Source organism: Streptomyces iconiensis (assembly GCF_028657195.3).
In the GTDB taxonomy this organism is placed as follows: Bacteria; Actinomycetota; Actinomycetes; order Streptomycetales; family Streptomycetaceae; genus Streptomyces; species Streptomyces iconiensis.
Genome location: NZ_JANCPR020000053.1, coordinates 31,008 through 56,702, shown reverse-complemented (window position 1 = coordinate 56,702; position 25,695 = coordinate 31,008). Strand labels below are relative to the sequence as shown.

At 69.9% G+C, this 25,695-nt stretch carries 22 protein-coding genes and 1 riboswitch; of the genes, 14 read left to right on the top strand and 8 right to left on the bottom strand.

Annotation, left to right across the window (positions count from 1 at the left end; all coding sequences use genetic code 11):
- Nucleotides 1-25: 25 nt before the first annotated feature.
- Nucleotides 26-886 (top strand): NAD(P)H-binding protein, encoded by an 861-nt coding sequence (locus NMN56_RS35810; RefSeq protein ID WP_280842791.1) that lies wholly within the window; start codon nucleotides 26-28, stop codon nucleotides 884-886.
- A gap of 161 nt (nucleotides 887-1,047) precedes the next feature.
- Nucleotides 1,048-1,833 (top strand): MBL fold metallo-hydrolase, encoded by a 786-nt coding sequence (locus tag NMN56_RS35805; RefSeq protein ID WP_274044233.1) that lies wholly within the window; start codon nucleotides 1,048-1,050, stop codon nucleotides 1,831-1,833.
- Between the two features lie 174 nt (nucleotides 1,834-2,007).
- Here the strand turns inward: NMN56_RS35805 and NMN56_RS35800 are convergent, their stop codons facing one another.
- Complete coding sequence (locus NMN56_RS35800) at nucleotides 2,008-3,633, bottom strand: GMC family oxidoreductase (RefSeq protein ID WP_274044232.1); 1,626 nt, start codon at nucleotides 3,631-3,633, stop codon at nucleotides 2,008-2,010.
- Between the two features lie 419 nt (nucleotides 3,634-4,052).
- Between NMN56_RS35800 and NMN56_RS35795 the strand changes: the two genes are divergently transcribed.
- Nucleotides 4,053-4,571 carry a hypothetical protein gene (locus NMN56_RS35795; protein WP_274044231.1) on the top strand — a complete coding sequence of 173 codons (519 nt, stop codon included), beginning with the start codon at nucleotides 4,053-4,055 and terminating at the stop codon, nucleotides 4,569-4,571.
- Nucleotides 4,558-4,881: a winged helix-turn-helix domain-containing protein gene (locus tag NMN56_RS35790; RefSeq protein WP_274044230.1), complete on the top strand. Its 324-nt coding sequence runs from the start codon at nucleotides 4,558-4,560 to the stop codon at nucleotides 4,879-4,881. Before NMN56_RS35795 ends, NMN56_RS35790 begins: the two co-directional genes overlap by 14 nt.
- Before the next feature lie 347 nt (nucleotides 4,882-5,228).
- On the opposite strand, the gene NMN56_RS35785 is transcribed toward NMN56_RS35790, so the two are convergent.
- The 5 genes from NMN56_RS35785 to gcvT form a co-directional block, all read right to left on the bottom strand.
- Nucleotides 5,229-5,612: an AQJ64_40280 family protein gene (locus NMN56_RS35785; protein ID WP_274044229.1), complete on the bottom strand. Its 384-nt coding sequence runs from the start codon at nucleotides 5,610-5,612 to the stop codon at nucleotides 5,229-5,231.
- Nucleotides 5,613-6,478: 866 nt separating this feature from the next.
- The gene (locus NMN56_RS35780; RefSeq protein ID WP_274044228.1) at nucleotides 6,479-7,861 is read right to left on the bottom strand and encodes an L-serine ammonia-lyase; all 1,383 of its coding nucleotides are present in this window, start codon (nucleotides 7,859-7,861) and stop codon (nucleotides 6,479-6,481) included.
- A gap of 224 nt (nucleotides 7,862-8,085) precedes the next feature.
- The gene (gene glyA, locus NMN56_RS35775; RefSeq protein ID WP_274044227.1) at nucleotides 8,086-9,354 is read right to left on the bottom strand and encodes a serine hydroxymethyltransferase; all 1,269 of its coding nucleotides are present in this window, start codon (nucleotides 9,352-9,354) and stop codon (nucleotides 8,086-8,088) included.
- A 73-nt stretch (nucleotides 9,355-9,427) separates the two neighbouring features.
- Nucleotides 9,428-9,808 (bottom strand): glycine cleavage system protein GcvH, encoded by a 381-nt coding sequence (gene gcvH / locus NMN56_RS35770; protein WP_274044226.1) that lies wholly within the window; start codon nucleotides 9,806-9,808, stop codon nucleotides 9,428-9,430.
- A gap of 243 nt (nucleotides 9,809-10,051) precedes the next feature.
- A complete protein-coding gene (gene gcvT, locus NMN56_RS35765) occupies nucleotides 10,052-11,212 on the bottom strand; it encodes a glycine cleavage system aminomethyltransferase GcvT (protein ID WP_274044225.1) in 1,161 nt (386 codons plus the stop codon).
- A 164-nt stretch (nucleotides 11,213-11,376) separates the two neighbouring features.
- A riboswitch (glycine riboswitch) is annotated at nucleotides 11,377-11,477 on the bottom strand.
- Nucleotides 11,478-11,634: 157 nt separating this feature from the next.
- Here gcvT and NMN56_RS35760 point away from each other — a divergent pair.
- Nucleotides 11,635-12,480 (top strand): ATP-binding protein, encoded by an 846-nt coding sequence (locus NMN56_RS35760; protein WP_430542796.1) that lies wholly within the window; start codon nucleotides 11,635-11,637, stop codon nucleotides 12,478-12,480.
- Here NMN56_RS35760 and NMN56_RS35755 read toward each other — a convergent pair.
- Nucleotides 12,458-13,348, bottom strand: coding sequence for a hypothetical protein (locus tag NMN56_RS35755; protein ID WP_274044224.1), 891 nt, complete (start codon nucleotides 13,346-13,348; stop codon nucleotides 12,458-12,460). The two genes, NMN56_RS35760 and NMN56_RS35755, sit on opposite strands and share 23 nt — an antisense overlap.
- A gap of 150 nt (nucleotides 13,349-13,498) precedes the next feature.
- Here NMN56_RS35755 and NMN56_RS35750 point away from each other — a divergent pair, with 150 nt between their 5' ends.
- The 8 genes from NMN56_RS35750 to NMN56_RS35715 all read left to right on the top strand — a co-directional run bounded on the left by NMN56_RS35750 (nucleotide 13,499) and on the right by NMN56_RS35715 (nucleotide 23,126).
- On the top strand, nucleotides 13,499-14,281 hold the full coding sequence (locus NMN56_RS35750; protein WP_274044223.1) for an enhanced serine sensitivity protein SseB: 783 nt from the start codon (nucleotides 13,499-13,501) through the stop codon (nucleotides 14,279-14,281).
- A gap of 140 nt (nucleotides 14,282-14,421) precedes the next feature.
- Nucleotides 14,422-15,204, top strand: coding sequence for an enhanced serine sensitivity protein SseB C-terminal domain-containing protein (locus NMN56_RS35745; RefSeq protein WP_274044222.1), 783 nt, complete (start codon nucleotides 14,422-14,424; stop codon nucleotides 15,202-15,204).
- Nucleotides 15,205-15,742: 538 nt separating this feature from the next.
- Nucleotides 15,743-16,738 (top strand): ABC transporter permease, encoded by a 996-nt coding sequence (locus NMN56_RS35740; protein WP_274044221.1) that lies wholly within the window; start codon nucleotides 15,743-15,745, stop codon nucleotides 16,736-16,738.
- 92 nt (nucleotides 16,739-16,830) lie between these two features.
- The gene (locus NMN56_RS35735) at nucleotides 16,831-18,585 is read left to right on the top strand and encodes an ABC transporter substrate-binding protein (protein WP_274044220.1); all 1,755 of its coding nucleotides are present in this window, start codon (nucleotides 16,831-16,833) and stop codon (nucleotides 18,583-18,585) included.
- Between the two features lie 140 nt (nucleotides 18,586-18,725).
- Nucleotides 18,726-19,724 carry an ABC transporter permease gene (locus NMN56_RS35730; RefSeq protein ID WP_274044218.1) on the top strand — a complete coding sequence of 333 codons (999 nt, stop codon included), beginning with the start codon at nucleotides 18,726-18,728 and terminating at the stop codon, nucleotides 19,722-19,724.
- Complete coding sequence (locus NMN56_RS35725; RefSeq protein WP_274044217.1) at nucleotides 19,721-21,010, top strand: ABC transporter ATP-binding protein; 1,290 nt, start codon at nucleotides 19,721-19,723, stop codon at nucleotides 21,008-21,010. The genes NMN56_RS35730 and NMN56_RS35725 overlap by 4 nt, the downstream gene beginning before the upstream one ends.
- A gap of 26 nt (nucleotides 21,011-21,036) precedes the next feature.
- Complete coding sequence (locus tag NMN56_RS35720; RefSeq protein WP_430542798.1) at nucleotides 21,037-22,149, top strand: ABC transporter ATP-binding protein; 1,113 nt, start codon at nucleotides 21,037-21,039, stop codon at nucleotides 22,147-22,149.
- A 290-nt stretch (nucleotides 22,150-22,439) separates the two neighbouring features.
- Nucleotides 22,440-23,126 carry a trimeric intracellular cation channel family protein gene (locus NMN56_RS35715; RefSeq protein ID WP_274044216.1) on the top strand — a complete coding sequence of 229 codons (687 nt, stop codon included), beginning with the start codon at nucleotides 22,440-22,442 and terminating at the stop codon, nucleotides 23,124-23,126.
- 40 nt (nucleotides 23,127-23,166) lie between these two features.
- Here NMN56_RS35715 and NMN56_RS35710 read toward each other — a convergent pair whose 3' ends face one another.
- Entirely contained in the window at nucleotides 23,167-24,594 is a 1,428-nt protein-coding gene (locus NMN56_RS35710; RefSeq protein ID WP_274044215.1) for an aldehyde dehydrogenase family protein, read from the bottom strand.
- Between the two features lie 148 nt (nucleotides 24,595-24,742).
- On the opposite strand from NMN56_RS35710, the gene NMN56_RS35705 reads away from it, so the two are divergent.
- Nucleotides 24,743-25,600 (top strand): thioesterase family protein, encoded by an 858-nt coding sequence (locus NMN56_RS35705; RefSeq protein WP_274044214.1) that lies wholly within the window; start codon nucleotides 24,743-24,745, stop codon nucleotides 25,598-25,600.
- Nucleotides 25,601-25,695 lie beyond the last annotated feature (95 nt).

Here is a 25,695-nt window from a genome sequence, read left to right as displayed (position 1 = left end):
CGTTGACTACAATTTTGGAGCGGGCATGACGATCGCCATCACCGGAGCCTCCGGCGCACTGGGACGGGCCACCGCTGAACTCGTCTTGAGGGCCGTCGATGCGGATGAGGTCGTACTCACCACCCGCAACCCGGACACGCTCGCCGACCTCGCCGCTCGCGGTGCCGAGGTACGGCGGGCCGACTTCGCCGATCCCCGCACCCTCACCACCGCGTTCGAGGGTGTCGACCGCCTGCTGCTCATCTCCACCGACGCGGTCGGTGCGCGCCTCGGTCAACAGCGCGCGGCCGTTACCGCAGCGGCTGACGCGGGCGTCCAGCACCTTCTCTACACCTCCGTCCCCCGCCCGGTCCCGGCCAACCCCGCCCTGGTGGTCCCCGACCACGCGGGCACGGAGCAAGCACTGCGCGACAGCGGCATGCGGTGGACGATGCTGCGCAACAACCTGTACGCGCACATGTGGGTGCCGGCCATCGAGCGGGCCATCGCGTCGGGTCGGCTGGAGACCAACACCGGCAGCGGAGCCACCGCCTACGTGACCCGTGAGGACTGCGCCGCGGTGGCCGCCGCTGCCCTGACCCAGGACGGGCACGAGGGCATGGCCTACGACGTCACAGGTCCCGAGGCACTGACCGCCGTCGACCTCGCGGCGCTCGCGCGCGAGATCTCCGGCCGGGAGGTCGAACTCGTCGACATCGACGACGCCGCGTCTTCGGCCGGCCTGCGCGCGTCCGGGCTCCCGGAGGAGGCGGCGAACGTCGTGACGTCGTTCGGCGCCGCGGCGCGCGGCGGCTTCCTCGCGGCCGTCAGCTCGACGGTCGCCGACGTGACCGGCCACAAGCCGACAGCGCTGGCCGACATCGTCCGGGCATCGCTGACGTCCTGAACACGGCGGCAACGAAGCACGATCCGATCCACGGAACCCCCTCGCACCCGTACGGCCGCATGCCAGGCATCACCCGAACCACGCGGCGGACCTGTCCCATGACCGGCCGCCCCGCACTTCCTTACCCGACCAGCGGCGATCGGCCGCATCAGGAGATTCACATGACCACCGAAGATCACACCGACACGCTCCGACTGCGTCGCCTGGCGTGGGCGGGCGTCGAGATCCGTCTCGGCGACACCCGTCTGCTGATCGACCCGCTGGAGCACGCCGAGCCACTCGCCCCCGTCCAAGGGCTCCCGCGGCAGCCTCTGCCCTCCATCGACCCGCCTCCCGGCACCCACGTCCTGCTCACCCACCTGCACCCCGACCACTACGACCACGAACTGGTCGCGCGGCTCGCGGCCTCCGGGACCATCGGCTGCCACACACCGATCGCACCCACGCTGAGGGAAGCCGGCATCGACGTGGTCCCCCAGGAGATCGGGCACCGTCGCCACCTCGGCCCGTTGACCGTCACACCGGTCACCTCGCTGGACTGGCGCGGCAGCGACGCCGACCAGGTCGCCTGGATCGTCGAGGGCGCCGGGCGACGGATCATCCACTGCGGCGACACCATGTGGCACGGCAACTGGTGGCAGATCGCCCGCGACCACGGTCCGTTCGACGTCGCGTTCGTACCCGTCAACGGCGTCATAGCGCGTTTCGAAGGCTACGAGGCCAACGTGCCCGTCACCATGACACCCGAGCAGGCGGTCGAGGCCGCCGCGGCGCTCGGGGCCACCACCGCCTGCGCGATCCACTACGGGCTCTTCCACAACCCGCCCGTCTACACCGAACAACCCGACATCGAACGGCGCTTCCGTGAAGCCGCCGAAGCACGGGGCATCACGGCGGCACTCGTGGCCGACGGGGAACCCGTTCTTCTCCCGTCCACGGTGCGATGACCGCCGTGCGAAGCGGCACCACCGCCGCACCCCGGAGCACCGCCGTCAGCTCGGCAAACCCTCCGGACGGCGCAGACAACCTCTTCGCACCCCGCGGAAGCGGCTGCAGAGCACACGGGTCGCACTCGATGCGCTCCGCCGGTCGGCAATGAGGGCCGGCAGCCGTTCGCGCGGTCAGCCGTGCTCGGCCGTGAGGATCTCGGCTGCCCGCTCGCCGACCACCATGGAAGGGGCCATGGTGTTGGCGACCGTCACATGGGGCAGCACCGAGGCGTCGGCGACGCGGAGGCCGTCGATGCCGTGCACCTTGAGCCGCGCGTCCACAACGGCGTCGGTGTCATCGTCGCGTCCCATCCGGGCCGTACCGCTCTGGTGCCAGTAGGTCTCAACGGCGTTCCGTACGAACAGCTCAACCGTGTCCGTCGCGGAGGACGCGGGGGACACCTCCCGCTTGGCGAACGGGCGGAGCGCGGCGGAGTTGCCGATCTCGCGGGCCATGGCGACGGCGGACAGAGCCGAGCGGACGTCGTCGGGGTCAGCGAGGAAGTTCGTCTCGATGCGCGGTCGGGTCAGCGGGTCCGTGCTCGCCAGGCGGACCCGGCCGCGGCTGCCGCCGCGCAGGCGCATGGCGGGCATCAGGGTGAAACACCGCTCCGGCGGCGGATACTGCGCCGCGCTCTCGGGGGAGACGGACGGCGCCGGCGAGACGTACATGACGAACTCCGGTGCACCCGGCCGTGTTCCGTCCTCCCAGAAACAGACGGCCTGGCTGCGTGTGGGCACAGGCAGCGGCACGTCCGTCGCCTCCCACACGCAGGGCAGGCGTATGTGGTCGTCGAGGTTACGGCCGACGCCGGGCACGTGCTGGACCACCGGGATGCCGGCGGCCCGCAGTTCGGCCTCGTCCCCGATCCCGGACCGGATGAGGACGGCCGGGGTACCGATCGCGCCCAGCGACAGCACCACCTCCTGCGACGCGTGAGCGCGCAGCGGCTTGCCCTCGCGGACGATCTCGACGCCGAAGGCCCGGCCTGCGCGGAGCAGGACACGGGAGACCGTCGTGTGCGGCAGGACCGTGAGGTTCGGCTGTCCCACACGATCGGCGACATAGCGGCGGAAGGGGGTCTGCCGTACACCGTCGTGGATGTTCTCGTCCCGCACGGCGCAGCCGGAGTCCTTCTCCATCATGGCGCCGTTGGCACTGTCGAAACGGGAGATGCCGGTGGCCTCGGCGCCGTCGAGGAAGGCGCTGAAAAGCGGGTGCACGTCCTGCGACGGCCGTATCCGCATCGGCCCGCCACTGCCCCGGCGTTCGGGGTCGGGCGCGCCCTGCCAGTCCTCGATGTTCCGGTAGTGCCCCAGCACGTGCGCGTAGCCCCATGCGGGATCGCCCACCTGCTCGGCGAAGGAGTCCCAGTCGCTCCGGTGACCACGCGCCCACACGCCCGCGTTGACGGCGCCTCCCCCGCCCAGCCCACGGCCCGTCGCGTAAGCGAGCCGGCGCCCGTTCAGGTGCGTGTTCTCCTCGGTGACGTGGTCCCAGGTCCGCTCGCTGCCGAGGTTGGCCGGCCACAGGTCGGGATCGCGCACCCGCTCGTCATCGTCGTCGCCGCCGCTCTCGACGAGCAGCACCGTGACGGCCGGATCGGCCGCGAGTCTGCCGGCGAGAACGGAACCGGACGAACCGGCGCCGCAGACGATGTAGTCGAACGTGGCGCCGTCGTCGATGTGGTCGGCGAGTTCGAGCCGGTGCGGGGACGCGGCAGCCGTGGCGCCGTTCTGCCCGGAATCGCTGCTCATGCTCATCGTCTCCTTGGGTGCGGGGTACCGAACGGCTGACGGTCCGTACAGGTGCCGCGGCGGACGCGTCGAAGTGGTGCGGGCGGCTGGGTGCTTCGCAGACGTGATCCTATCGACTCGAACAACCATGCGGCTTCGGCCTCTTGCCACGGCACGTCGGTTTGCCTGCCTTGAGGAAGCCCTTCTGCCACGCCTGCAACCGGCACATTCACCGCTGAGCCGTTCCCCGGGCACGCGCGGGCGCCAGAGAAGCAGGCTTCCTCCACGGCTCGGCGCGGCCGTTCGGCAGGGCGGACCCAACCTCCAACGCTGCGCCCTGTCACACCAGTTGCTACCTGCCGCTTGACGGTAGCCCATCTGGGAAACTACTTTCCTGTCAGGAAAGAAGTTCTGTTGAGGACAGCTTCATGGAGGTACTCATGACCGAACGACCCACGGCCGCTGAGGCGGCTCGCGCACTCCAGGACGTCGATGAGCGCCGTGACCAGGCATTCAGCTCCACCCAACGTGAGGCCCGCTGGGTCAGCGTGGTGTTCGGCATCGTGATTTTCCTGTTCCTGGCGATACCGGACTTCCTTGGCCAGGAGGCGGTCAGCTGGAGTTCGTGGGCGTTCATCGCGACGTTCATCACGTACGGCATCCTTCAGCGCACGCGCCGGGGCGCCTCCGTGCTCGGCCGGCCCACCAGTGTCCGCAAGCAGGAGTTTTCCCGTCAGTACTTCCGGAACGTGCTGCTGGTACTGCTCGTCCTCGTCCTGACGGTCGCCCTCGCCGCGCTGGTGCCGGACGGGCTGACGGTCCCCTACTGGCGGACCGGGCTGGGGGTCGTCCTGGGCGGCACACTGATCTATTTCGGGCCGCGCTCCAGGGACTGGCTGTTCACGAAGACGAAGTCCGGTCGCGGCGGCCCGGGCAGTGTGGCCCATGGCTCCCACTGAACTCGACCCTGTGCTGCTCGACCCGACGCGGCTGTCGATCGTGTCGCTGCTGGCGGGCGTGGAGTGGGCGGAGTTCGCCTGGGTGCGGGAGAGTGTGGGCGCTTCCGCCTCGGCCCTGTCCAAGCAGGTCACCACGCTCGGCAATCATGGCTACGTCGAGGTCGAGAAGGGCTACGTGGGCAAACGCCCCCGGACCTGGCTCAATCTGAGCCAGGCCGGAAGGGCAGCGCTGGAGAGTCATGTGGTGGCGCTGCAAGGCATCCTGGAGACTTCGCGGCAGGCGGCGGAAGCGCGTCAGGACAACGCCTGACCTGGCCCCGGTCACCCTCACCTCCCTGCCGGCGTCAACTCTCCGTAACCGCAGTCAGGATCAGGAACGTGCCCGGCGCCCACGTCTCCCGTACGGACATCCCGGCGGCGGCGAGGCTCGCGCGCAGGGCGGGCGTCCCGCGGGAAGCTGCCTACTCCCGGACAGTCCTCGATGGCGATCCGGAAGCAGCGGTAGACCGGCCCGGTGGCGGGTTGGAACGTCAGCGGGGTGAACGCGCCACCGGGCCGCAGGCAATGGCCGACTTCCCTGATCCCCTGCCCCGCCCAGCCCGAGCGGCCGGGCGGGGCAACACGGCAACCCCAGGGATGGCGGGTCGAGTTCCCAGGCTATGGGGAGCGGTGGTCGCCGACTCGCTGAAAGGCTGACCGTGCTTCGGCGCCGTCCGCCTCGTGCACCGAGGTGCCGGGGAGGAAGGGCAGTGCCGCCCAGTGGGTGACGTGCTCCTGGCTCGGCCGGCCCGGAGGGTAGCGAACGACGCCGTCGGAGTCCGCGAAGCAGTTGTAGTACTCGCTGTCGTCCTCGGACTCGGTAAAGGTCATGGGGATGTATACGTCGTGGAAGACCATGGGCCTGACGAGCCAGTAATCCTCACCCGCGGCCTCTCGGTCATGAAAGTCCTGCGGCCAGATACCGTACGTGGCCGCCGCTACGGGCTCCCCGGGTTCGGGCAGCCTCTCGCGCGCATCGACCCATTCCACGTTCACCTGCACGTCTGACGTCCCTCCATGGCCGCTCGTCCGCAACTGCCGGCCCATTGCTGTTCCGTTCCGGCGCACCAGGAACAGACCCGGACACGCAGTCTCTTGGACGCTGTGGCACCCGCCAGGGTTGCCCCCCACCGCCCGGAGCACACCGCCGACCACCATGCGATCGGCCGCTCACGCGGCGGCCCGACGACGAAGAGCCACCTCGCGGCCGAGGGCGTTGCCGCCCGCGTCGAGTCCCGCTAGCCGGTGGTCCGTTCGACGGATGCGCAGTAGCACCATTGCCATTCCACTCTCCGTCCGAGACTCGTGGGTCCCTCGCGGAGGTAGGAGATGAGAATCAGTGCAGTGTGGTCCGTACGTTGTCTCCATACGGAATCCACAGCCGCTGTGCCGGACGACGGTGTTGTTGAGCTACCCCGGGCCAGCGGTGGCTCGAATCCTCCGCAGCAGGGGAGAAAGCGACTCGGGCGCCTCGAAATTCCACGCTGAACCGGCCCCCGCGAACAGCGTTTCGGTGTCCATGCTGCAGTGCAGTCGAGTACGTATCGGCGTGAGCTTCTGGCCGGTCCCGGGCGCGGGAATGTGGGGGCAGGTCCTGTCGCGCGGCCGGGCGTTCACGAGCCCAGCCGGATTCAACTCTGGACACCGCCAAGCATCCGCCGCACTCCGGCGTGGCGGAGGCACTGCCCTGGGTGCCACTCACGGTGCAGCAGAAGCCCTCTACGCCCAGCGCGGTGAGGGACATCCCAGGGACTTTTCAAAGACTTTCAGCTCTGTCACAGGGACTTCTGAGGGACTTTCCGCCGGGCGGAAGGGCAAGCCCGTGACAGTGCTGAAAGACGCGAATCACCTGGTCAGAGCGGATACGTTCAGCACTCGATGACATTCACGGCGAGCCCGCCCCGCGCGGTCTCCTTGTACTTGACCTTCATGTCCGCACCGGTCTCCCGCATCGTCTTGATGACCTTGTCGAGGGAGACATGGTGGCGGCCGTCGCCGCGGAGGGACATGCGGGCTGCGGTGACGGCCTTGACTGCTGCCATGCCGTTGCGTTCGATGCAGGGGATCTGGACGAGGCCGCCGACCGGGTCGCAGGTGAGGCCGAGGTTGTGTTCCATGCCGATCTCGGCGGCGTTCTCGACCTGTTCGGGGCTACCGCCGAGGATCTCGGCGAGGCCGCCGGCCGCCATGGAGCAGGCGGAGCCGACCTCTCCCTGGCAGCCGACCTCGGCGCCGGAGATGGACGCGTTCTCCTTGTAGAGCATGCCGATGCCGCCCGCCGCGAGCAGGAAGCGCACGATGGCGTCGTCGTCGGTGCCGGGCACGAAGTGGTGCGCGTAGTGCAGGACGGCGGGGATGATCCCCGCGGCGCCGTTGGTGGGCGCGGTCACCACGCGTCCGCCCGCGGCGTTCTCCTCGTTGACGGCCATCGCGTACAGCGTGGTCCACTCCATCGAGTGCGCCTCGGCATGGCCCTCGGCGCGCAGCTGGCGGGCCGAAGTGGCAGCGCGGCGGCGGACCTTGAGGCCGCCGGGCAGGATGCCCTCCTGGGTGAGGCCGCGCGCGACGCAGGCCCGCATGACGCGCCAGATCTCCAGGAGGCCCTCGCGGATCTCCTCCTCGGTCCGCCACGCCTTCTCGTTCTCCAGCATCAGCCGGGACACGGACAGGCCCGTCTCGCGGGTGAGGCGCAGCAGTTCGTCGCCCGTACGGAAGGGGTGGCGCAGCACCGTGTCGTCGAGCATGATGCGGTCCTCGCCGACCGCGTCCTCGTCGACGACGAAGCCGCCGCCGACGGAGTAGTACGTCTTCTCCAGCAGCGGCGTGCCCGCGCTGTCGTACGCGAAGAGGGTCATGCCGTTCGCGTGGTACGGGAGGGAGCGGCGCCGGTGCAGTATCAGCTGCCGGGGCTCGTCGAACGGGATCTCGTGCGTGTCACCGATCTCGGCGGCGAGCAGCCGCAGCCGCCCCGACTCGCGGATGCGCGCGACCTGTTCGTCGGCGGTCTCCACGTCGACGGTGCGCGGTGAGTTGCCTTCGAGGCCCAGGAGTACGGCCTTCGGCGTGCCGTGGCCGTGTCCTGTGGCGCCGAGGGAGCCGAAGAGTTCCGCGCGTACGGAGGCCGTGTGCGCGAGCACGCCCTCGTTCTTGAGGCGGCGCGCGAACATGCGCGCGGCCCGCATGGGGCCGACCGTGTGCGAGCTGGACGGGCCGATGCCGACGGAGAAGAGGTCGAAGACCGAAATGGCCATGGTGGTGGCTCCCTCTGGGCGGTGTGGTGCGGTTGCTTCGTGGGTCGGGGCCGAGGGGTTGCCCCTGCCCCGCCGACCCCGGGTCCTCCAGCGCCGGACGGACTGACTGGAATGCGGCCCTCCCCCCAGCTTCGGCCGGGGGCCCCCGGCCTTCGGCCGGGAGGTTCCCCCAGAGGCACTGGAGGGCGAGCGCGCGCGGTTCACGGGGACGGCGGGAAGGAGGGTTACAGCCCCGGGTACAGCGGGTGCTTCTCCGCGAGTGCGGTGACACGCGCTGCGAGCGATTTCGACGTGTCCTCGTCGAAGCCCGGCAGCAGCGCCTGCGCGATGATGTCCGCGACCTCGGTGAAGTCCTCGTCCTGGAAGCCGCGCGTGGCGAGCGCGGGGGTGCCGATGCGCAGGCCCGAGGTGACCATGGGCGGGCGCGGGTCGTTCGGCACCGCGTTGCGGTTGACGGTGATGCCGACCTCGTGGAGGCGGTCCTCGGCCTGCTGGCCGTCGAGTTCGCTGTGGCGCAGGTCGACGAGGACGAGGTGGACGTCCGTACCGCCGGAGAGCACGGAGACGCCCGCGTCCACGGCGTCCTGGTGCAGCAGGCGTTCGGCGAGGGCACGCGCGCCGGAGAGCGTGCGGGCCTGGCGCTCCTTGAACTCGTCGCTGGCCGCGATCTTGAAGGAGACGGCCTTCGCCGCGATGACATGCTCCAGCGGGCCGCCCTGCTGGCCGGGGAAGACCGCGGAGTTGATCTTCTTCGCGTACTCCTTCTTCGACAGGATCACGCCACCGCGCGGACCGCCGAGGGTCTTGTGCGTGGTGGTGGTGACGATATCGGCGTACGGCACGGGGCTCGGGTGCAGACCGGCGGCGACGAGCCCGGCGAAGTGGGCCATGTCGACCATCAGCAGCGCGCCGACCTCGTCGGCGATACGGCGGAAGGCGGCGAAGTCGAGCTGGCGCGGGTAGGCGGACCAGCCCGCGATGATCATCTGCGGGCGGTGCTCCTTGGCGAGGCGCTCGACCTCTTCCATGTCGACCTGGCTGGTCTTCTCATCGACCTTGTAGGCGACGACGTTGTAGAGCTTGCCGGAGAAATTGATCTTCATGCCATGCGTCAGATGACCACCGTGCGCCAGGTCCAGGCCCATGATCGTGTCGCCCGGCTTCAGTACGGCCACCATCGCGGCGGCGTTCGCCTGCGCGCCCGAGTGCGGCTGCACATTCGCGGCCTCGGCCCCGAACAGGGCCTTCACCCGGTCCCTGGCCAGATCCTCGACCACATCGACGTGCTCGCAGCCGCCGTAGTAGCGGCGTCCGGGGTAGCCCTCGGCGTACTTGTTGGTGAGGACCGAGCCCTGGGCCTCCATGGAGGCGACGGGGGCGAAGTTCTCCGACGCGATCATTTCGAGGGTGGACTGCTGGCGGTGGAGTTCGGCGTCGACGGCGGCGGCGACGTCCGGGTCCACCTCGTGGAGAGAGCTGTTCAGAAGCGACATGGAAGAACCATCCCTGAGCGACATGGAGGAACCATCCCTGGAGGAGAAGGCGGGGCGGACAGCGGCGAGAGCCTCAGTTTCCCGAGGCGAAGGCGGTGTACTCGTCGGCCGAGAGCAGGTCGTCCGGCTCCTCGGAAAGCTTCACCTTGAACAGCCAACCTCCCTCGAACGGCGCCGAGTTCACCAGCGCGGGGTCGTCCACCACGTCCTGGTTGAGCTCGGTGACCTCACCGGAGACCGGCGAGTACAGGTCGCTGACGGACTTGGTCGACTCCAGCTCACCGCAGGTCTCGCCCGCGGTGACGGTGTCTCCCGCTGCGGGCAGCTGGACGTAGACGACATCGCCGAGTGCTTCGGCGGCGTGTGCCGTGATCCCGACCGTCGAGACGCCGTCCTCGGCGGTCGACAGCCACTCGTGCTCCTTGCTGTAGCGGAGCTGCTGGGGGTTGCTCATGGTCTGATTCTCCCGGATGAGATACGTGCGGTGGTAACGGTCTTGGCTGGTGGGACGAGGGTCACGCCGGAAACGGGGCCGCCGGGTGGTGCGTAGGCGGTCCCCTGCGTGCCGACGCGGGTGCCCTGCGGAGCCGAATCGGGTGCCCGTGGAGCCGGCGAGCGCGAGCGGAGCCATGCCCGTGGAGCCGCGGAGCCCGCCTGGCCGGCAGGCACTCGCTCGCTGAGCCACGGCGCCCGTGCGTCAGGAACGCTTGTAGAAGGGAAGCGCGACGACCTCGTACGGCTCATGAGAGCCGCGGATGTCCACCGCGACGCCCTCCGTACCCGCTGCGGCGTACCCGGTATCGACGTACGCCATCGCGATCGGCTTGCCCAGGGTGGGGGAGGGGGCGCCGGAGGTGACCTCTCCGATGACCGTGCCGTCGCCGGCCGCCACCACCGGGTACCCCGCACGCGGCACCCTGCGGCCCGTCGCGACCAGGCCGACGAGCTTGCGCGGCGGGTCGGTCTCGGCGCGCTCGGCCGCCGCCTCCAGCCGCTCGCGGCCGACGAAACGCCCGTCGTTCGTGGTCTTGGCGAACTTGACCGTCCTGCCCAGACCCGCGTCGAACGGGGTGAGCGCCGTGGACAGCTCGTTCCCGTACAGCGGCATCCCGGCTTCGAGGCGCAGCGTGTCCCGGCAGCTCAGGCCGCAGGGGACGAGACCGGCGCCCGCGCCCGCCTCCCGTACGGCGTCCCACACGGCCACCGCGTCCTCCGGCGCGACGAACAGCTCGAACCCGTCCTCGCCCGTGTACCCCGTACGAGCGATCAGCGCGCTCTTGCCGGCGACGATGTCGCGCTCGCCCGCGTAGTACCGCAGCCCGTCCAGGTCGAAGCCGGTCAGCCCGCGCAGGATGCCCACGGCCTCCGGGCCCTGGACGGCCAGCAGCGCGTACTTGTCGCGGTCGTCGCGCACCTCGGCTCCGCTGCGCTTACCCTCCGGGGCGTCCTGGCGCGCACGCAGCGCGTCGAGCACGGTCTGTGAGTTGGAGGCGTTGGCGACGACCATGTACTCCTGGTCGGCCAGGCGGTAGACGATCAGGTCGTCGAGGATGCCGCCGTTCTCGTCGCAGATCATCGTGTAGCGGGCACGGCCGACGGCCAGCTTGGTGAGGTTGCCGACCAGCGCGTAGTCCAGCAGTTCCCCGGCCTCGGGGCCCGTGATGGTGATCTCGCCCATGTGGGAGAGGTCGAACAGGCCGGCGTGCGAACGGACGGCGAGGTGTTCCTCGCGCTCGCTGCCGTAGCGCAGCGGCATCTCCCAGCCCGCGAAGTCGGTCATGGTCGCGCCCAGCTCACGGTGCGTGGCATCGAGGGCGGTCTTGTGCGCGGTGGCCGAGCCGGCCGAGGGGTCAGTCATTCAGGCTCCCGGAACTGGGTGTGACGCGGATGTCCTCCCCATCTGTCATCGGAACCTGAGAGGTTCGCCGGGACCCCCAGAACGGCTGGAGCCGGCTTGCACCTTGGGTGGAACCGCCCGCGCTGCCCTGACCGGCGGCGGACGGTTCGCTTTTCAGATCTGCCTCGCCCTGCGCGGTAACGGGGCCTGAGAGATTCAAGGGAGGATCTTGCTCCTTCGGCGCCCCGGCACGTGCTGGCTCCGGGGACTCTCCCGCGCGGGTTCGAACGGCCTGTATGGAGTTGACCCGGACATCATCGCACGCGTGAGCGGGCGCTGACTGCCCCTGAGCGAGGGGCAATCGTCTTGAACCGCATTACCTTTTCTTGACACTCTCTGGAGAGAGCGGCGGCAGAGCCGTCGCGTCCGGGGAGGGGTGATCTGTGGGCAGCCTGAGCGGTGCTGACGCGACGGTGACGAGTGCGGGCGTGGAGGCGGGTACGGGTGCCGTCGCCTGCCATGACCTGCGGGGGACCGCCACCAGACGTACGCTCCGCTACCCGGCGGGCGATGTGCTGGTGGTGTCGGGGCTGCCGGGCGGAGGCAAGTCCACGCTGATCAGGTCCGCCTTCGTCCAGTCGGCGCTCGTCCGGCCCGCCCTCGCGCAGGAGGCGGCCCCCGCCCGGAAGGATGTCGTCCGGATCGATTCGCAGGACACCAGGGAGCGCTGGGAGCGCCGCCTCCCCGTCTGGCTGCCCTACGGCGTCTACCGCCCTCTCGTGCGGATGGCCCACTACGCCGGGCTGCGCAGGGCCCTCGCGTCCGGCGCCTCCGTCGTCGTGCACGACTGCGGCACCCAGTCGTGGGTGCGGCGCTGGCTGGCCAGGGACGCGGTGCGGCGCCGGCGTGCGCTGCACCTGTTGCTGCTCGACGTCACGCCCGAGGACGCGCTCGCGGGCCAGGCCGCACGCGGACGCGGAGTCTCGGGTTACGCGTTCCGCCGCCACCTGCGGGCCGTACGGAAGCTCACGGCCGCGGCCGAGTCCGGACGGCTGCCGGCAGGTTGTGTCTCCTCGGTGCTGCTCGACAGGGCGGCGGCCCAGGCACTGCGCGGTATCACCTTCACCGCGCACGCACCCACGCACGGAGCCGCGCCCCTGCACGGACCCGCGCCCACGCCCACGGTCCCGCCACCCGCGAGGGGTGACGGGACCGTGAACGGGGACACGGGGGACGCGAACGGCAGAACCCCGGACGCGACCGGCGTCAGCGGCCCTGCTCAGGCGTGACAGGGGCGGCGGGCGCCTGCGCGGCCTGCGGTGACTGCTGCTGAGGAGCCTGTGGGGCCTGCGGTGCCTGGCCCTGCTGCGGCGCCTGCGGCGTCTGAGGTGCCTGCCCCTGCTGCTTCTGCGGTGCCTGCTCCTGCTTGGGCGCCTGCGGCTTCGGCGGTGTCTGGGGCTTCGGCGGTGTCTGCGGCTTCGGCGGTGTCTGCGGTGCCTGCTCCTGCTTCGGCGCCTGCGGCTTCTGCTGCTGGGGTGCCTGCGGCTTCTGGGGTGTTTGAGCCGCGCCGGAGACCTTCGGCAGGCCCTTGAGGTCGGGGGCGGCCAGTCTGCCGCTGTAGAGGGTCGCGGCGAGCAGGTTGCTGCCGCCGGCCAGCGCGCGGTTCGCTGCCGTGCTCCGCTGCTCGGTCGTGCCCTGCACGGACGCGTTGAGCAGCGCGTTCATACGGCTGCGCAGGTCGGTTGCCGCCTGCGCCGTCAGGTCCTCGGTGGGGGCCGAACCGGCAGCGCGCGTGCCCTCGGACGCCGCACGGGACGTGATCAGCGGCTTGACCGTGCGCTCCATCTCCGCGCGGAGGCGCTCGGCCTGCTCGGGGGCCAGCTTCTTGTCCTTGAGCTTGCTGACGGTGGTCAGCACCCTGGCGACGTGGTCGAGCGGCTTGAGAACGTCCTGCATCGCACCGACCTGCTGTGCCATGCGTGCCGTCGCGCTGGCGGCGGTCACGTCGGACCGTGCCTCCCCGGGCTGCTCCATGCCGATGCCGCGGGCCGGTCCATGGGCGGCAGGGCCGGCGAATGCGGCGCCCGCGGCGCCGAGCGCGAGCGAGCCGGCCAGCGAGACGGTGACGGCGGTGGCGGTGATCCTGTTCACGCGCATGTGTGGTTTCCTCCAGTGAGCGTGCCAAATAGCACGTAATGGGACGAAAACCACTTTTCGTCTGTGGGGTGCACGCCGCAACCGGAGCGTCGCCGTACGTGTTCAGCCGGGGCCCTCGGGGCTGCTGGAGATCACGGATAGGCTTGGACCATGACGATTCCGCCGCAGCCGCAGCACTACGGCCCGGGCCACGGAGGCGGTTGGCCCGGGAACGAGTTGGAGGAGGCCCTGAGCGCCTCGCTCCAGGTGCCTCACGCGGGCGCCAGGCTGCTGGAGGTACTGGGGCGCAGCAGCGTATGGGTTCCGCTGCCCGAGGGCGGCGGGCCCGACAGCCGCGATCTGTCCCTGCCGACCATCGAGTTGGACGGCGCCGCCTATGTGCCGGTCTTCAGTTCGGAGGAGCAGTTCCTCCATGTCGCCGGCTCTCATATGTCGTTCACCATCGCCCCGGCCCGCGAGTTCGCGCGCGGGCTGCCCCCGCAGGTGGGCATCGCCGTGAACCCCGAGGGCACGGTGGGGATGCCGCTGCCGCCCGAGGCCGTCGCCGAACTGTGCGGCAACACCGCGGCGGAGCAGGCCGTCGCTGGTGTGGCACGCGGGGCGCGGGTCCGGCTGTTCGAGCCCGACTGGCAGGACGACCCGGTGGACTTCCTCGCCGCCGCGTCCTCCCAGTTCGCCGCGCTCGCGCCCGTACGGACCGCGCGGCGCGCGCTCGCCAGCACGGAGGGCGACCCGCCCGCGCTGTTCATCGGGCTCGAACTCGACCTGCTGGAGCCGGAGTCGAGACAGGCGGCGCACGATGCCCTCGGCCGCGCGCTGCACGGTGCCGAGGTCAGATGGCCCGTACAGATGGTGCTTCTGGACGCCGCGCGTGATCCGGTCGTGGAGTGGATGAGGCAGTGCGTGCGCCCGTTCTACGTGCGGCCCGAGTGACGCGAAGTGGGCGACTGAGTACGAAGACCGATGTCCCGCCCGCCTCGTAAGCTGGTTGGATGGCGGAACGGGGGCGCACAGGCGTGCCCCGGTGCAGGTGAGCGCGTCGGAAGCGGCAGAGGTAAGGGAAGGGCGGCCAGGTGAGCGCGGGTGGAAGCGTCGAGCAGCTCCTGCGACAGGTGTCGCCGGGCCGGTACGACACCTACGAGACCTACGAGGCCCTGCTCCAGGCGCTCGCCGGAAGCCGGCTGTGGATGCTGCTGTGGAACGGGCAGGCCGGGTCCCCCGAGGCGCAGTACGGAAACATGGAGGTCGCCGGGTACGGCTACGCGCCCTGTGTGACCTCGGCGCAGGAGCTGGCCGCCTCCGGATGGAACCGCGCGCACGAGGTGGTCGGCGGCCGTGACATCGCCTCCGCGCTCTTCCCCGACCGCTGGGGCATCTGGCTGAATCCGCACGCGCCCGGCGGTGGGCTCGGCATTCCCTGGCTGGATCTGCGCAGGATCGCCGCCGGCCTCGACAACCTGCCGCCCGGACCGCTGCGGATCTCCGAACCTGCCCTGGACATCCCGCAGTTCTACGCGCTGCTCGCGCAGAACGCGCACCACACGCCCGCCGTCAGGTCGCTGCGCCGCGCCTGGGTGCAGCCCGCGCTGGGGGTGCCGTATCTGGCGATCGGCCTGGAGCTGTACGACGCCGCTCCCGCCTCGGTCGAGGCGGCGCGCGCGATGATGGCCCGCTCGGTCGGCACCGTCCCCGAGGGGCTGCCGGTCTCCAGCGTGGCCATGTCCGACGACTACGACCCGGTGGCGATGTGGCTGCGCCGCCAGTCCCGCCCGTTCTTCGACCGCGACGCGCACGTGGCCGGTGCGGCACCCACCGCGGCTCCGGGTTTCGGCTACGGCTACCCCAGGGCCTACTGAGCACCTGCCGGACGCCGCTTCCCGCTCTCTCAGGACCGGCTTCCCGGCTTCTCCCGCTCCGCTCCCGGCCTTCCCCCTGACCGCTTGCCGGGTCACTTCTGCCGCCTCCTGCCCGCTGCGGTGGGCCACTTGATCGTCCCGCCCCCGGAGCCCGCTGACCGGGATGTCCGCGTTCCTCTCCCGCCCGCCTGTGTGCTCTTCCGCCACGGCGGAAGGAGTCCTTCGGCGGCGCGCGGCGCTCAGCGAACGGCAGTGCGCTGAGCGGGAGTCGGAGGCGTAACTCAGACGGATCAGACCCGGGCAAAACTCCCGTCCCGGCACCGCTCAACGTCAACTTGCGTCCGCATAACGGAACATGACGCGTCGCATCACAGTTACGCATCCTTTCCCCTTGAAGTCTGGCAACTGATCGTGAGCGCGATGGAGACTCCCGAGCCATGAGGCCCCTCGGCCTTGTGTACGAACTGCTTGCGAAGTGGCCGCTACAGCGGTGTGCGTGGACTGGTCAACTGCCGGTCGAGAAGGGGTCCCCAACACGATGACGGCACCACTGCACGAAACGTCCGCGGAGTCCGCGGTCGCGGAGCCGGCGCCCACCGGCGCGGAGAAGGCGATCGAAGGCCGCTCACTCGGCCGCATTGCCTGGGATCGGCTCAGGCGCGACAAGGTGGCGCTCATCGGCGGCGCGATCGTGCTTCTGCTGGTTCTGGTCGCGATCTTCGCGCCCTTGATCACCGCGCTGACCGGGCAGTCGCCGACGGAGCGCCACGAGGACCTGATCGACCCGCTGTTCAGTACGCCGAACGGCGCCTTCGGCGGGATCTCGGGCGACCACCTGCTCGGTGTGGAGCCCGTCAGCGGACGCGACATCTTCGCCCGCATCGTGTACGGCGCCCGGGTCTCGATCCTCGTCGGCTTCCTGTCCGCCTTCGTGGCGGTCGTCTTCGGCACCATCCTGGGCACCCTCGCCGGATACTTCGGCGGCTGGCTCGACGCGCTCATCAGCCGCGTGATGGACATGCTGCTGGCCTTCCCGCAGCTGCTCTTCATCATCTCGCTGATCTCGGTCATGCCAAACGACCTGCTCGGACTGACCGGCACGGGTGTACGGCTCGTGGTGATGATCCTGGTGATCGGCTTCTTCGGATGGCCGTACATCGGGCGCATCGTCAGGGGCCAGGTGCTCTCCCTGAGGGAACGGGAGTACATCGAGGCCGCACGCAGCCTCGGCGCGGGACGGCGGTACATCCTGACCAAGGAACTGCTGCCCAACCTCGTGGCGCCGATCACCGTCTACACGACACTGATGATCCCCACGAACATCCTCACCGAGGCAGCGCTCAGCTTCCTGGGCGTGGGCGTCAAGCCCCCCACGGCCTCCTGGGGTTCGATGCTCTCCGACGCCGTGACGTACTACGAGTCGGACCCGATGTACATGATCGTTCCTGGCGTCGCCATCTTCATCACGGTGCTCGCCTTCAACCTCTTCGGTGACGGCGTGCGCGACGCGCTCGATCCGAAGGGGACCCGGTGACAGCGGATTTGCCGACCCCCACCCCCACACCCCCAAGAGCCCCCCGGCCGCGCGATCGTGCGGGCCGTGACCTACACGGAGGTTGCGAGACAGTGAGAACCCTACGCACATCGAGGCGCCGGCTGGTGGCGGTATCCGCCGTAGCCGTCGCCACGCTGTTCGCCACATCGGCGTGCGGCGGAGGTGACAGCGACAGCGACAGCGCGGGCGGCAAGTTCAACGCCGGCATCAACAAGGTCGCCAACGCTTCGGACAAGAAGGGTGGCACGCTGAAGTTCATCGGGGTCCAGGACGCCGACTCCTGGGACACCACCCGCATGTACTACGGCTTCGCCTTCGACTTCGCGCGCTTCTACAGCCGCCAGCTGGTGAGCTACACGCCTGAGCCGGGTGCGAAGGCCATCGACCTGAAGCCGGACCTGGCCAAGGACAACGCCAAGATCACCAATGACGGCAAGACGTACAAGTACGAGCTGAAGGACGGCCTGAAGTGGGAGGATGGCAAGCCCATCACTTCCGAGGACGTCAAGTACGGCATCGAGCGCCAATGGGCGCAGAAGACGCTCTCCGGCGGCCCCACCTACCTCAAGGACGTCCTCGACCCGGACGGCAAGTGGAAGGGCCCGTACGAGGAGAAGGGCGACTTCGAGGGCATCAAGACCCCCGATGACAAGACCATCGAGTTCCACCTCGCCGAGCGCAACGGTGACTTCGAGCAGATGCTCGCGATGCCGACGAACTCGCCGGTCCGCGAGGACAAGGACGCCAAGTCCAAGTACGCGCTCAAGCCGTTCTCCTCGGGCCCGTACAAGTTCCAGTCGTACACCCCCAACAAGGGGCTGACGCTGGTGCGCAACAAGAACTGGGACAAGAAGACCGACCCGCTGCGCAAGGCGCTGCCCGACCAGGTCAAGGTCACCCTGCTCACCAACGCCGATGAGCGCGACAAGCGCCTCATCAACGGTGACGCGGACCTCGACCTGAACCAGCGCGGCATGGACTCGCAGGGCCGTGCGACGGCGCTCAAGCAGCACAAGGGCAACGTCGACAACCCGCAGTCCGGGTTCATCTCCTACGTCGCCTTCCCGCAGAGCGTGAAGCCGTTCAACAACATCCACTGCCGCAAGGCCGCGATCTACGGCACCGACCACAAGTCGGTCCAGACCGCGCGCGGTGGTCCGATGGCGGGCGGTGACATCTCCACCAACATGCTTCCCCCGGTCGTCCCCGGCTACGACAAGAACGACGACCAGTACGGGATGCGCGACAACGGTGGCAAGGCGAACGTCGCCAAGGCCAAGGAAGAGCTGAAGAAGTGCGGGAAGCCGAACGGCTTCTCCACCACGCTGGCCGTCCGTAACACGGACAAGTCCGACATGAAGTCGTCCGAGGCGATCCAGGCATCGCTGAAGAAGGTCGGCATCAAGGTCGAGATCGACGCCTTCGACGGTGCCCAGGGCTCGTCCATCGTGGGCAACCAGCAGAAGGTCAAGGACAAGAACTACGGCATGGTGCTGTACGGCTGGGGCCCGGACTTCCCGAGTGGCCAGGGCTACGGCATCGAGCTGTGGCACAGCTCCAAGATCCGCGACAACGCGAACAACAACTACGCGCTGATCGACGACAAGAAGATCGACGAAGGGCTCGACGAGGCCATCGCCGAGCTGGACCCGGAGAAGGCCGCGACCAAGTACGCCGAGGTCAACAAGAACGTCATGGCGGGTGCTTACTACCTTCCGCTGACGAACCTGAAGGTCGTCCAGTGGCGTTCCGACCGCCTGACGAACGTCTACTCGGCGCAGTCCTTCAGCGGTTGGTACGACTTCGCTTCCCTGGGCGTCAAGTAACTCCTGACAGTCACCGACATCACCATCTGACGGCGCCACCCGCCGCTGGCACGAAGGGCAGGTGAAGGCCGCTGAGGCGGCCCGGCCGTGACTCCCTGACCGGGAGGAAGGGCCGGGCCGCCGATGGGCGGCTGAGAGCAGTGCTCACATACCTCATCAGGCGGCTGTTCGCCGTCGCAGTGATGCTGGTCGTCATCATCCTGGCGGTCTTCTGCATCTTCTTCCTGATTCCCAAGTGGACGGGCACGGACCCGGCCACGATGTTCGTCGGCAAGCAGGCCGACAAGGAGTCCATTGAGGGCATCCGCCAGAAGCTCCAACTCGACGATCCGGTCCTCGTCCAGCTCTTCGAGTTCTTCAAGGGCATCTTCTTCGGGCGGGACTACGTCGGCGGCGGTGACACGACGCACTGCTCAGCGCCCTGCTTCGGCTACTCCTTCCGCTCCGAGCAGGAGATCTGGCCCGTACTGACCGACCGCCTGCCCGTCACGCTCTCGCTGGCACTGGGCGCGGCCATCATCTGGCTGCTGATCGGCCTCAGCGTCGGTGTGCTCTCCGCGCTCAAGCGCGGCAGCCTGTGGGACCGGCTCGCCATGACCGGCGCGCTGGCCGGCGTCTCGCTGCCCGTCTACTTCACCGGTCTGCTCTCGCTGGCGGTCTTCGCCTACCAATTCGACCTGGTGGCCAACTCGTTCACGCCCTTCGGCGAGAACGTGTCCAAATGGTTCAGCGGCATGATCCTGCCGTGGATCACGCTCGCCTTCCTCTTCGGCGCGATGTACGCCCGGCTCACCCGGGCGACCATGCTGGAGGTGATGGGCGAGGACTACATCAGAACGGCCCGCGCCAAGGGGCTCAAGGAACCCGTCGTCATCGGCAAGCACGCCATGCGCTCGACGATGACGCCCATCCTCACGCTCCTCGGCATCGACATCGGCGCCCTGATGGGCGGCGCGATTCTCACCGAGACCACCTTCAGCATCCCCGGCCTCGGCCAGGCGGTGCTCAAGGCGATCAACGAACGCGACCTCCCGCTGATCCTGGGCGTCACCCTCATCACCGCAACCGCCGTCGTCATCGCGAACCTCATAGTGGACCTGCTGTACGGCGTGATCGACCCCCGAGTGAGGCTGGGATGACAGACCACGAGCACAAAGACGACGCCGTCCCGGCGAAGAAGGTGAAAGCCGGCAAGGGGACGGACGCGGCCAAGGCGGAGTCCCCCGAGGCCGAGTCCCCCACAGCGGAGTCCAAGGCGGAGTCCACCAAGGCCACCGGGACGACCGGGGCCTCCGTGACCCCCGAGGACGCGGCTCCCGCGAGGGGGGCCGGCGGTCTCGCCTCCTCCGGCACAGCGGCCGGCGAGCCCGAGCTGGAGAAGCAGCCGCCGAAGGCGTTCCTGGAGGTCCGGGACCTGCGCGTGCACTTCCCCACCCAGGACGGCCTCGTCAAGTCCGTCGACGGGCTCTCCTTCTCGCTGGAGAAGGGCAAGACGCTCGGCATCGTCGGCGAGTCGGGGTCCGGCAAGTCGGTCACCTCGCTCGGCCTCATGGGCCTGCACACGGTCGGCCAGTACGGGCGTCAGCGCCCGCACCTGTCCGGCGAGATCTGGCTCAACGGCCAGGAGCTGCTGACGGCCGACCCGGACGAGATGCGCAAGCTCAGGGGCCGGGAGATCTCCATGATCTTCCAGGACCCGCTGTCGGCGCTGCACCCCTTCTTCACCGTCGGCGATCAGATCGTGGAGGCGTACCGCGTCCACCACAAGGTCGACAAGAAGGCGGCACGCAGGCGCGCGATCGAACTGCTGGACAGGGTCGGTATCCCCGAGCCGGCCAAGCGGTTCTCCAGCTACCCGCACGAGTTCTCCGGCGGTATGCGGCAGCGCGCGATGATCGCGATGTCGCTGGTCAACAACCCCGAGCTGCTGATAGCCGACGAGCCGACCACCGCGCTGGACGTCACCGTCCAGGCCCAGATCCTCGACCTGATCAGGGACCTCCAGCAGGAGTTCGGCTCGGCCGTCATCATCATCACCCACGACCTGGGCGTCGTCGCCGAACTCTCCGACGACATCCTGGTCATGTACGGGGGCCGCTGCGTCGAGTACGGCACGGCCGAGAAGGTCTTCTACGAGCCCCAGCACCCCTACACCTGGGGTCTCCTCGGTTCGATGCCGCGCATCGACAGGGACAGGGCCGACCGCCTCATCCCGGTCAAGGGCTCCCCGCCCAGCCTGATCAACATCCCGCAGGGCTGCGCCTTCAACCCGCGCTGCCCCTACGCGGACGTACCGGCCGGCGGTGTCACCAGGACCGAGCGTCCCGAACTGCGGGAGACCCAGCCCGGGCACCTGTCCGCCTGCCACATGGAGCCGGAGGACAGGCAGCGGATCTGGACCGAAGAGATTGTCCCGAAGCTGTGAGCGCCGTGAGTGAGGACGACGAGCCGATGACCAACTCCGCGAACTCCGAACCCGCGGGGGCCGCGACGGGTACGCTCACGGACCCGCCCGAGGGCGAGTCCCTGCTGCGCGTCAGCGGTCTCAAGAAGCACTTCCCGGTCACCAAGGGCCTGTTCAAGCGGCAGGTCGGCGCCGTACTCGCGGTCGACGGGCTCGACTTCGACGTACGGTCCGGAGAAACCCTGGGCATCGTGGGCGAGTCGGGCTGCGGCAAGTCCACCATGGGCCGCCTCATCACCCGGCTGCTCGAACCGACCGCCGGGAAGATCGAGTTCGAGGGCAAGGACATCACGCACCTCGGAGTCGGCGGCATGCGTCCGCTGCGCCGCGACGTGCAGATGATCTTCCAGGACCCGTACTCCTCGCTGAACCCCCGGCACACCGTCGGCTCCATCGTCAGCGCCCCGTTCAAGCTCCAGGGCGTACAGCCCGAGGGCGGCGTCAAGAAGGAGGTACAGCGGCTGCTGGAGGTGGTCGGGCTCAGCCCCGAGCACTACAACCGGTATCCGCATGAGTTCAGCGGCGGCCAGCGCCAGCGCATCGGCATCGCCCGCGCCCTCGCGCTCAACCCCAAGCTCGTCGTCGCCGACGAGCCGGTCTCGGCGCTGGATGTCTCCATCCAGGCCCAGGTCGTCAACCTTCTCGACGACCTCCAGCAGGAACTGGGCCTCACGTACGTGATCATCGCCCACGACCTCTCGGTGATCCGGCACGTCTCCGACCGCATCGCGGTCATGTACCTCGGCAAGATCGTCGAGCTGACGGACAGGCAGTCGCTGTACGGGACACCGATGCACCCGTACACACAGGCGCTGCTCTCCGCCGTGCCGGTCCCCGACCCCCGCCGCAAGGCGGCACAGGGGCGCGAGCGCATCCTCCTCAAGGGCGACGTGCCGTCCCCGATGAACCCGCCCTCCGGCTGCCGCTTCCACACGCGGTGCTGGAAGGCGACCGAGGTGTGCCGCACGACCGAGCCGCCGCTCGTTCCCCTGGCGACCGGGCACGAAGTGGCGTGCCATCACCCGGAGAACGCTCCGGACCAGCAGCCCGGCGACACGAAGTTGCTGCGCCTCGCCGACGGGGTGGGCACGGCCGGCTGAGGTTGGCTCCGCCGCCTGCCGCCTTGCCCCGTGGGGTGCGGGTCGGGAGTCCGGCTCGCCCCCTCCGTGGGGCGGGTCGAGAGCTCGGCGGGGTCTCCGGTCGGCCGGCCGTCGGTTGTGTGTGGCTGAGCGCGCAGTTCCCCGCGCCCCTTCAGGGGCGCGGGGAACTGCGCGAGTGACCACGGACAAGCCGCGGCCGGGGGACAGGCGGTGGGCCCGAGTTCTTTTCCGCAGGGGCGCCCGCGGGGCCCGCAGGGCCGTACCGCCCGGTGGGCGGATACAAAGGGGTCGTGGACACAGCCTTCGACCCCTCGCTCCAGCACTGGCTGGACCTCGCCGGCATCTTCGTCTTCGCGATCTCCGGCGCCCTGCTGGCCGTGCGCCGGAACTTCGACGTGTTCGGTATCGCCGTGCTCGCGGCTGTCACGGGTCTCGGCGGAGGGCTGTTCAGGGACGTCGTGATCGGGGCCGTACCGCCGGCGGCCTTCACCGACCTCGGATACTTCCTGACGCCCCTCCTCTCGACCGTTCTGGTCTTCTTCCTGCACCCGGTGGTCGAGCGCATCAACAAGGCGGTGAACGTCTTCGATGCGGCGGGGCTCGGGTTCTTCTGCGTGACAGGGACGCTGAAGGCGCACGAGTACGGGCTCAGCCTCACCTCTTCCGTCGTCCTCGGTCTCGCCACGGCGGCTGGCGGCGGTGTGCTGCGGGACGTGCTCGCGAACGAGGTGCCGTCGCTGCTGCGGTGGGACCGCGAGATCTACGCGGTGCCCGCACTCGTCGGCTCCTCGGCCGTCGCACTGCTCATCCACTTCGACGCCGTACGCCCCAGCACGACGCTCACCGCCGCCGCCCTCGCCTTCCTGCTGCGCCTCCTGGCCCTCCGCTACAACTGGCGTGCCCCGCGCGCCTGGCACCGCCGCAGCGCCAAGGCCGACACGGAGGCGGCAGGACCGGACGGCAACCTGGGCCTCTAGCGCCTGTTCCGGGTGCGCGGCCCGGCCTCGCGGGACGGGATCAGAACGGGAAGACGCTGCGGCCGTGCTGCACCGACAGCCACCGCACCTTCGTGAACGCCTCCAGCGCCCCGCGGCCCACCAGGGGTTCGTCCGGTACGCCCGTGCCGTTGATCTGGACGGCGCCGCCCTCCAGGCGGTGTGCGAGGGCGAGGCCACGGGACAGGTCGCGGGTGTGGACGGCGCCGCCGCTTCCGTACGGGGTCCGACTGGCCAGCCGTACGGCCTCGTCCTCGTCCTTGAACGGGAGCACCAGCGCCACGGGGCCGTGCACCTCCTGGTGCAGCAGCGCGGCGTCCTCCGGGAGTTCGCCCAGCACGGTGGGGCGCAGCAGGGCGCCGTCCACCTCCTCGGTCCCGCCCGGTACGAGCGCCACGGCGCCCCCGGCGACGGCCTGGCGCAGGAGCCCCGCTGTCGACTCGGCCTGCGCGGGGCTGACGAGCGGGCCCACGCGGGTCGCCGGGTCGCGGGGGTCACCCGTGACGAGGGCCGAGGCCAGCGCGGTGAACGCCTCGGTGAACTCCCGCTCGACGGCGCGGTCCACCAGGACCCTGCTCGCGGGGGCTCCGCCGCCCTGCCCCTGGTGGACCAGGCGGCTGAAGCAGGCGGCCTCGGCCGCGCGCCGCACATCCGCGTCGTCGAGCACGATGAAGGGCCCGCCGCCGCTGACGTCCAGCACGCACCGCTTGAAGTGGCCCGCAGCGACGGCCGCGACCTCGCGGCCTGTCCGCTCGGAGCCCGCGTACGCGATGACGCCGGGCGTGGGGTGTGCGAGCAGCGCGTCGCCGATCTCGGCGATGTCGGTGATCACGACGTTCAGCACCCCGCCGGGCAGTCCCGCCTCCTCCAGCAGGTGTGCGAGCAGGGTGCCGCCCGCCACCGGGGTGCTCTGGTGCGGCTTGAGCACGACGGTGTTGCCGAGGGCCAGCGCGGGCGCGACGGTGGCGAGCGCCCGCAGGAACGGGTGGTGGAACGGGGTGATCGCGCACACCACCCCGGCCGGCTCGCGCAGCACGTGGTTCTCCTTGCCCTCGACGGGCGAGGGCGGCATGTGGACCGAGGGCTCGACGGCGAGCGCGCCCGCGTCCCGCAGGCACTCGCGTGCGAGGCGCAGTTCGTACTCCGCACGGCTCCGTGTCGTGCCCGTCTCGGCGGTCAGCGCCCCGGCCAGCGCCGTGCCCCGCTCCTCGATCAGCCGTACGACGCGCTCCAGGACCTCCCGCCGGGCGTGGCCCCCGGCGGCGGCCCAGGCGGGCCGCGCCCGCTCGGCGGCGGCGAAGGCGTCGTCGATCTCGCTCTCGGTGGCGACTGTGACGGATGCGAGCTTCTCGCCGCTGTACGGGTCGAAGTCGATGATGTCCCAGGCGCCGGAGCCCTGCCGCCACACGCCGTCGACGTGCTGGAGCGCGAGATCCGCGAAGTACGACATGCCGCTGGGTTCCTTTCGCCGGTCGGGGCACAAGTTAAGTACGGGGAGGGGGAATTGGTGAAGGGGGCCAGAGCAGTGATCCACCCCGGATCCACGCCCGCCCCATGGTCCCTACCCACGGGTAACCGCCCCGTGTACCGTTCCTGCCATGTCCGACGCACCAGTTGACGCCGTAGTTGCTCCCCGGGTGACACCCGTGACCAGTGAGTTCGACCGCGACACCGCCGTGCGGGCCCGCGAGCCCGGGGTGTACGAAGCGCGGCTCTCCCCGGGCTGGGCGATAGGCAAGGCCCTCAACGGCGGCTACCTCCTGTCCGTGCTCGCCCGCGCGCTGGGCGAGGCGCTGCCGCATCAGGACCCGTTCACGATCAGCGCCCACTACCTCACCGCGACCGTCGCGGGCCCTGCCGTGATCCGTACGGACACCGCGCGCACGGGCCGCACGGTCTCCACGGGCTCGGCCGGCCTCTTCCAGGCCGACGGGAACGGCGGGGAGACCGAGCGCATCCGCGTCCTGGCCACGTACGGCGACCTCGCCGGGCTGTCCGACGACGTGCGCACGAGCGCTGAGCCGCCCGCCATCACACCCCTTGAGAAGTGCTTCCGCCCGACCGACCACCCCGATGGCACCCAGTCGGTACCCGAGATGGCACGCCGCCTCGACCTGCGTATCGACCCAGGGACCAGCGGCTGGGCACTGGGTGCGCCCAGTCACCGCGGCGAGATGCGTGGCTGGTTCGCGCTGGCCGACGGGCGTGAGCCCGACCCGCTCTCGCTCCTCACGGCCGTGGACGCGCTCCCGCCCACCGGCTTCGAGCTGGGCCTGACCGGCTGGCTGCCCACCGTCGAACTCACCGTGCACGTACGCGCCCGCCCCGCGCCCGGCCCCCTGCGCGTCTCCGTCACCACCCGCAACCTCGCGGGCGGCTACCTGGAGGAGGACGCCGAGGTCTGGGACAGCGCTGACCGGCTGGTCGCCCAGTCCCGCCAGCTCGCGCGCACGTAGCCCGGTGCCCGTGCCGGGGACGCAGATCGCCGGGCTCAGGGCGTAGATCCCCAGGAGCAGGGAACCCGGGTCGCGAACACGGGGCGAAGGGGGCC